Source organism: Desulfococcus sp. (assembly GCF_050178255.1).
Lineage (GTDB): Bacteria > Desulfobacterota > Desulfobacteria > Desulfobacterales > Desulfococcaceae > Desulfococcus > Desulfococcus multivorans.
The window spans coordinates 1-5,589 of the sequence record NZ_JBFXGG010000157.1; the positions used below are offsets into that span (position 1 = coordinate 1).

6 protein-coding genes are annotated in these 5,589 nt (G+C 54.0%); 5 read left to right on the plus strand and 1 reads right to left on the minus strand.

The genetic code is table 11. The features are described from left to right. The 5 genes from AB7S84_RS16250 to AB7S84_RS16270 all read left to right on the plus strand — a co-directional run. A partial coding sequence (locus AB7S84_RS16250) for an aldo/keto reductase (RefSeq protein WP_428155764.1) occupies positions 1 to 824 on the plus strand: 824 nt, incomplete at its 5' end. A gap of 114 nt (positions 825 to 938) precedes the next feature. Continuing rightward, positions 939 to 1,385 carry a PqqD family protein gene (locus AB7S84_RS16255; protein ID WP_020875272.1) on the plus strand — a complete coding sequence of 149 codons (447 nt, stop codon included), beginning with the start codon at positions 939 to 941 and terminating at the stop codon, positions 1,383 to 1,385. 396 nt (positions 1,386 to 1,781) lie between these two features. Further along, positions 1,782 to 2,846: a radical SAM/SPASM domain-containing protein gene (locus AB7S84_RS16260; protein ID WP_428155765.1), complete on the plus strand. Its 1,065-nt coding sequence runs from the start codon at positions 1,782 to 1,784 to the stop codon at positions 2,844 to 2,846. A gap of 27 nt (positions 2,847 to 2,873) precedes the next feature. Continuing rightward, on the plus strand, positions 2,874 to 4,160 hold the full coding sequence (locus tag AB7S84_RS16265; protein WP_020875274.1) for a B12-binding domain-containing radical SAM protein: 1,287 nt from the start codon (positions 2,874 to 2,876) through the stop codon (positions 4,158 to 4,160). Between the two features lie 37 nt (positions 4,161 to 4,197). After that, positions 4,198 to 5,328 carry a radical SAM protein gene (locus tag AB7S84_RS16270; RefSeq protein WP_428155766.1) on the plus strand — a complete coding sequence of 377 codons (1,131 nt, stop codon included), beginning with the start codon at positions 4,198 to 4,200 and terminating at the stop codon, positions 5,326 to 5,328. 70 nt (positions 5,329 to 5,398) lie between these two features. Here the strand turns inward: AB7S84_RS16270 and AB7S84_RS16275 are convergent. Next, positions 5,399 to 5,589, minus strand: a 191-nt coding sequence (locus AB7S84_RS16275; protein ID WP_428155768.1) for a hypothetical protein, incomplete at its 5' end; no start/stop codon positions are given.

Here is a 5,589-nt window from a genome sequence, read left to right on the forward strand (position 1 = left end):
GCGGTCATCGGGGGCTGGGCTACGGCCCGACGGATGACCGGAACTCCCTCCGCGCGATCCGGGACGCGTGCGAAGCAGGCTGTAACTTTTTTGACACTGCGGATTCATACGGTTTCGGCCACAGTGAAGAGCTGTTGGGCCAGGCGTTGCATCGCCACCGTCATGAAGTCATCATCGCCACCAAGGTCGGTTATGATTTTTATCGAAGCCCTCCCCTGCAGAATTTTCATCCAGCCTATATTCGATTCGCCCTCCACCAGAGTCTCCAAAGGTTAAGAACGGAGTATGTCGATCTTTACCAACTCCACAATCCACCGCCGGAGATTTTGTTTCGAACCGATGTGATCGAAGCTTTGGACGCCTTGCGTCAACAGGGCAAAATCCGCTGCCTGGGGGTTTCGGTCAACCTTGTCCAGGATGCCGTCGAAGCTTTGGCGGCCGCCTGGCCCGAAGTCGTTCAGGTCCCCTACAACCTGCTCGCGCCCGAGGCTGAAACCATGATCTTCAGCGAAGCGACGCGAAAACAGATCGGTATCATCGCCAGGGAGCCGCTCGCAAATGGATTTTTATCCGGGAAATACCATCGCGACAGTCACTTTCCTCCGAGTGACATCCGTAGTCTTTGGGGAACTGAAAGAATTGCCGGGACAGCACACATCGTGGAACAGCTAAAGCCGTATTGCCGTCAGAACGAGACCCTCGCCCAGCTTGCGATACGGTTTGTCCTCGAGGCGCCTGCCGTATCAACGGTAATTCCCGGCTGCAAAACCGCTGACCAGGTCAAGGAAAACTTCGCCATGCTCAGAGCCCGCCGGTCAGTCTGAACGGAAGCATCAGTGCCCGAGGGGCGGACCGTGGAGATGCCCATCAGCGGCGGTAATCCGGACCGGCCCTTTTAGCGCCTGACCCGAAACTTATTGGCCAAGAGGAGAGAAACGATGGAAATATCAGCATCTCAACAGGCGAATGAATCAACGGGGTATACAGTCTTTCCGGAAGCCCCCGTGCATTTTCCCATTCCGGCATCGCTTGCGCCGTTTCCCCCGTATTTGCAGGCTGCCATTATAAAGGCCGTCGGAATATGCAAACCGCGGCCTGCTACCGATATCTGGTATCAGGATCGTGGAACCGGCTCGGTTTATGTCATTCGACACGGCATTCAATGGCAATTCAACAAAACGGCCAGTTTCATCTGGATGAAGCTTGGAAACGGAGTCACCGTGAAGGAAATTGTCGAGCAACTTTGTCGGGAGTACACGGAGGATAATGCGGAAGATATTGAATTTCAAACAGTTGAATTTGTGCTCCATGCCCTTTCCTATGGCGTCCTCGATATCGCGGAGGACGAGGAAGTCCCGCCTCCCGGAGAGCGGGCCGAAAGTTGAAAAATGCCCTTGAATGATCAAAAATGCCGGCTCAAGGACAATCGATGCCGGTTCCCCCTGGCGTTTCAAGGTCTTGTGCCCGGAGAGCCGTTCAGTCTGAGGGTCGGGATTTATGCCAACTCGAATCTTCCCTGGCAGGAACCGGCAGGAATTTGGACCTTCGATATTTCTGATTGTTACGCCGAAGGTTTGGAAATCGATCTCTGGCGGCTCGATTTCTATTCCGTTCAGCTTCGTGCGTCAGCTCGCCGCCGGCTGGCGCGGGCATTCCGACGGTCTCAAGACATATCCTTATCCGCGTGGGCGATGTTTACCGTCGAGGTGTTCGGAAAAAACGGCGGAATCCTCGGAACGATGAGAGTCGGCTTGTCCATTGCTTCCCATGATCTGGCCGTGATGAACGAGCGATATCGATTGGCGGCCATTCCGCCGATTCAGTGGTTCTTCGTTGAATTGACCAACCGTTGCAACTATGCCTGCAGCTGGTGTCCCTCTTCATCAATGACAAGAAAACAGGGGAGGATGCCTTTCGAGCGTGTGCAATGGTTGTTTAAGGAAATTGCCGATTATCGATACCGTAATCCTCAATTTTCGATGCACGCCGAGATCAAAAACCTGGTGTTCCTGCATGTCATGGGAGAACCGTTGCTGCATCCCCGCTTCTTTGAAATCCTTGAATACGGACATAGCATCGGGCTTGATTTCTGCCTCGTGACCAACGCCAGCCTTCTCACCCCTGAACGGATCGACAGGCTGCTTGCCGGCGGGATCAGCAGCATCACCATCAGCCTCAATGTGCCGGACGGTTCACATTTTTCGAAGACCGGCGCTCCCCTTGCATATTCGGCCGTAATCAGCAGAATCCAGAATCTCATTCAGGAGAGATACCGTCGAGGGAGCGATCTTCCCCGGATAGAAATTCAGATGCTGAATAGCAGAGGGGTTGCTCTGTCGGCAGCGCCCCTTGTGGAGGAGGCGTACCAGGTCGAGGACCAGCTGACATTCTGGTCAATGTTCGTGCGCCAACAGGAGCAAGCGCATCAGGTAATTTCTCATATACCCGATACCCACGAGGCATTGCGCGTTCGACAGGTTCTCGACCGCGTAACAAACGATCCCGATATTTATTTCGAGATCGGCAAGAATCTTTATGTTGTTTTTAAACGGGCGTGCAATTTCGGGAATATACTGCTTCCCGAGGGTTATCGTGTTATCGAGTCTGCCGAAGGGCGGTGCGCTTTTTTCAACGCCCACCGGACAATAGCTGTTCTCTGGGACGGCTCCTGCACGTTCTGTTCACTTGATTATAATAATTCGGTCAATCTTGGGAATGTATTTGATGAAGGACTCGAAGGCATCTGGACCGGCAAAAGGATGAATCAAATCCGGAGATTGATGGAGCATGGCATTCTTTCAGAATCTCTGTGCCGCCGGTGCCAGGGCGAAGTAATCCGTGACTAAGGGCCGGCTTCGTGAAAGGAGAATCGCATGACCGACGTGCTTCTGGTTGCCCCACCCATGCAGTCGCCCGCGGCGCAATCTTCGTTTAATGCGTTGTGTCCGCCGCTGGGCCTGGGCTATCTGGCCGCCTGCTTACTGAAAGAAGGCATTTCAGTTGAAATCGCGGATCTGAGCAAGCAGGCCGATCCCTGGGCTTTTTTAAGCCGAACAATTGAGAGGACTTCCCCTCCTTTCGTGGGAATCACCTGCGTCACCCAGAATTATGCCCTCGGGTTGAAAGCCGCCGGGGTCGTCAGGGCAAAGGCGCCCGGCGCCTTTGTTGCGATGGGGGGACCGCACACAACGTATCGATATGAGGATGTCCTGGCCGAAAAGACTGTCGATGTCGTCGTGCGCTTCGAGGGAGAGAAGAGTGTGGTACAATTATTTCATCATGTGGCGAACAAAGCGCCCGACCTCAATCTCATCAACGGCATCGCCTTCCGCGACGGCGACCGTGTCTTGAAGACACCCCATCGAAAACATGAGGAAAGTCTGGATGACATTCCATTTCCCGCCCGGCATTTGATGCCGATGGCGACGTACGGCCGCCCCGGCACGATCATGACAAGCCGCGGCTGCCCTTATAAATGCATTTTCTGTATCTCCAGCACATACGAGGGAAATTACCGGATGCGCAGCCCTGAAAACGTCATCGCCGAACTCGTGATGTTGCGGGAAATCTGGGGTCTGAGAGAGATCTATTTCATCGATAACGTGTTTACCGCGAGCTCGGAAAGGGTTCAACAGATCTGCCGCCAACTTGTTGATTTAAAATTAGACATTCGTTTTCATTGCGTGTGTCGACTTGATTTGATTACCCACGAACTGGTGGAGATGCTGAAAGACGCCGGCTGCATCGGTATGGAGATCGGCGTGGAATCGGGCGATCAGGAAGTGATAAATTCGATGAACAAGCATATTTCCGTCAGCGACGTACTGCGGGCTACCGATATCGTAGTGGGGGCGCGAATTCAGCCGATGTTTACATTTCAAATCGGTTCTCCCTTTGATCGACCGGAATCCGTTGCGAAGACCCAAGCGCTGGCGGCTCAGGTCCGCGCCAAGGGAGCGATTGCTTTTGTTTCAATCATGACCCCATTTCCGGGCACGCCTCTTGCCGACCGCGCCCAGGAATTCGGCATCCATATTCACGATGTTCCCTGGAGTGAATATCGGACATCCAATCCGATTACCGACACTCCCCATCTGAAACGGCAGGATTTTCGCCGGGCCCTTTATGAGGAAGCGATACGTTCCGGCGTCATCTATTAACGCATGTCCCTTTACAAGTCGCATCTCTCGCGCTGATGTGACGAAAGAGATGCTGTCTGTGGATCGACACCAACTCAAACGGCTTTTTGGGGTATTCATGGAAACAAGTTCACTGCCCATTCAGGCGGCGCCGCCGGATCACCTGTACATCGAGTTGACCAACCAGTGTAATCTTAGATGCAAACACTGTTATCTCGACGCCGGTCCGGGCGGCAACCACACCCTGTCTTCTTCTCTGGTGCGCCGGGCATTGCATGACTTCGCAACCTTCGGTGGTATGTCTGTAACCTTCAGCGGCGGGGAACCGCTGTTGCACCCTGATTGGCCGGCGCTGGTCGGATATGCGAGGTCGCTGAATCTGGTGACAGCGGTGGTGACCAACGGTCTGCTGCTCGACTCAGCCGCCGTGAAAGATTTGAGAGAATTAGGAGCAACGGTAACGCTCAGCCTGGATGGCGCGAGCCGCGAAACCCATGAATCGATTCGAGGCGCCGGATCCTATGCCAAAGCGCTGGCCGCTCTGGATCAACTTGAGGCGTCTCACTCCAGAGATCAGGTGATTATCGCATTCACGCCGACCAATACCAATGTGGACGATTTGATACCCTTGGCGCGGCATATTTCTGAACGCGGGTTTTACAGACTGTATGTTTCACCGCTTGAGGATCGCGGCCGCAGCCTGGTTCATGAAGACAAATTGTCCCTTGACGATGAATCCAGGATGCGTCTGCTCATTCAAATCGCATTGCTGAACACGGGTCCGTATCGATACATGGATATTGACTGCGGACATTTGAATTATTTTTTTCACCGATTGCTGACAGGGGAAGGTGATCTCGGAGATCCGATCGAGGGGACCCTGAGGATCAATCCTGATGGGGATATCTTTTTGACCGCTTATTCGGATGATCGCCGATTCCTGCTGGGTGACCTGCTGAACGGAAGCATCCGCCAAGCGTGGCAATCCGACGCGACACGATTTCTCCTGAATGCGGTTGATCAGCGCCGTTTGGGTTTGCCGGATTGTAATTCCTGCCCTTATTGGATCATTTGCGGCGGCGGAAGTCCGGTCCGAGCATATATGAGGCACGGCAGTTTCCAGAAGCCGGATGAATTTTGCCGGGCCAAACAGATGTTTCTTGACCGTTGGTTTTCCGCTTTGCGCTGAGGAGACAACCCCGGCGTTCAAAGCAGAACGAATTTCATTTCAGAAAAAGGAGGAAACCATGGAACAACAATCACAAAAATTTCAGCAGCCAGGGGGCTTCGGGTTTCCTTTTGGATACCCGGCAGGGGGTGTCCGGATGGGATACCCGGCAGGGGGTGTCCGGATGGGATATCCGGCAGGGGGTGTCCGGATGGGATACCCGGCAGGGGGCGTCCGGATGGGATACCCGGCAGGCGGTGTCCGGATGGGATACCCGGCAGG